Raw genomic sequence first — 1,739 nt, forward strand, 5'->3', positions numbered from 1 at the left:
CCGATACGTTTTTGCTAACATTCATTAACAAATACACTCTTTGAGAGAGGGCGTATCAACCAATGCACGAAGGAAAATCCCTCGCGCACCATTCATGTCCCGGCTCATCACTTGCCCATCAGATGGAGACTTGACGAATTTAGCACCACCAAGATTGGGGATTATTTCACCAGTCCAACTGACTGTCTTTGACGTGTACGCCTCGTTAACATCCATAACTACCTTGTTGGTTTCAAAAGCTTTGTGCTTGAGAAACTGCTTAAATCGGTAGTGGGAGAGTGTTAACATTTGGCGCACTGACTTTGACCTAATGCGGCGTTTTGCTTTTTTCGACATTTGAGATGTTTCAAAAGTTGGCAGCAAAATAATGTCAAAGTTATCAACCAAAAATCGAGCAGTTTTCTTGTGCAATTCGTCTACAAGGTTTTTGATTTTACCTCGCAGTGAACTCGCGGCAAGCTTCATTCTTCTTCTTTGTTTGCATTTGGCTTTAGTGAATTTAGAAATTAATTTATCTAAACGAAAACATCGCTTCTGAATTTGCAAATTAGCATTTGTTCCGATTTCACCAAAACTACATTCACAGAAGAAAGTGATAAATGTTCTGATACCGGGGTCAAGTGCCACAACACGTCCTTGGTTATCAGACTTTTGCTGTGGCACATCCTCTGGAACTGTCAGATAGTAATCACGGTATGCAAACACTAAACGACAGTCGCCAAAGCTTTGCGGTAAGGCTTCTTTAAAGGTTGCCTCACCCAATATAGTGTGGTAAATTCCCAAGTCTTTTACCGCAGACTTGGGAATGTAACAAGATTGTACAGTGTCTTTTCTTGACCTAAATCTAACCTTGCTAATACCACCACCATTTTTAAACTTTTTCTTGGCATTGCTAACAGCTTTGCAAGCATCTTTAATGGCGATTGACTTAATCTGATAAGGAACTGATTTACTCCATTCTGGTAGTCCGTTCAATATGTCAGTCTTAATCGCTTTCCAGTTAGCTTTAACACTAGAATCTTGTAGTAATTTGACAGTAGTGTTGTAGACAAACCTGGATACACCAAACCAATGCTTAAGAGTCTGCCTTTGCGCCGCCGTGAGGAAGATCCGGATCTTCCTTGATTTTTTTACTGTACTTTCTGAGTCCGTGCATCCGACAAGACAAGACGTGGAGGATGGAGAGAAGATCTGAGGTAAGTTCTGATTCCGGGCAGTGTACAGTGTTGTCCAGAACCACGATTTGTCCACCGTTTTGCTCGACCATGTACTGAATAAGCTCGAATCCAAACCTTGCGAGTCGGTCACGACAGGCAACAACAAGCGTGAGCTTATCTCCCCGCATAAGTCTGTCCAGTAAGGCTTGCAATCCTTTCCTTTTAAAGTTGATTCCACTGCCGATGTCTTTGATGATTTCGGCATCTGGGTAGAGTGACTGCATGTAAGCAATTTGTCTACCAAGGTCGTCTCGTTGTTTGGTTGAACTGACTCGGCAGTAGCAAACAAAGGAGAGCTTCTGGCTTGCACCGCGAAGGTAGGACTCAACGTTAAAGAGTCTTTGTCCTGCTTCGTTTTTGATGCTTTCGAGCTTGCCATTGTCTGCGTACTTCCTTAAAGTGTTTGGGTGCAGTCCAAGCCTTTTAACTGCTTCTCGTAGTGGTACATAAGCCATACCACTATCTTAGCATTTGTGAGTATATATAATCTATTGTTAGCAAATATTTAGCTATTCGCTAACC

2 protein-coding genes are annotated in these 1,739 nt (G+C 42.2%); both read right to left on the minus strand.

Going from position 1 to position 1,739, the window contains the following annotated elements; translation table 11 throughout:
- Positions 1–24: 24 nt before the first annotated feature.
- Entirely contained in the window at positions 25–1,191 is a 1,167-nt protein-coding gene (locus IQ246_RS29555; RefSeq protein WP_339379291.1) for a transposase, read from the minus strand.
- Complete coding sequence (locus IQ246_RS29560; RefSeq protein WP_194006832.1) at positions 1,076–1,672, minus strand: IS607 family transposase; 597 nt, start codon at positions 1,670–1,672, stop codon at positions 1,076–1,078. Before IQ246_RS29560 ends, IQ246_RS29555 begins: the two co-directional genes overlap by 116 nt.
- Positions 1,673–1,739 lie beyond the last annotated feature (67 nt).

The organism is aff. Roholtiella sp. LEGE 12411 (genome assembly GCF_015206995.1).
In the GTDB taxonomy this organism is placed as follows: Bacteria; Cyanobacteriota; Cyanobacteriia; order Cyanobacteriales; family Nostocaceae; genus Komarekiella.

Bases quoted from the DNA above. Each gene is read 5' to 3' on its own strand.
- IQ246_RS29560 (WP_194006832.1), bottom strand. From the start codon at position 1,672: ATGGCTTATGTACCACTACGAGAAGCAGTTAAAAGGCTTGGACTGCAC.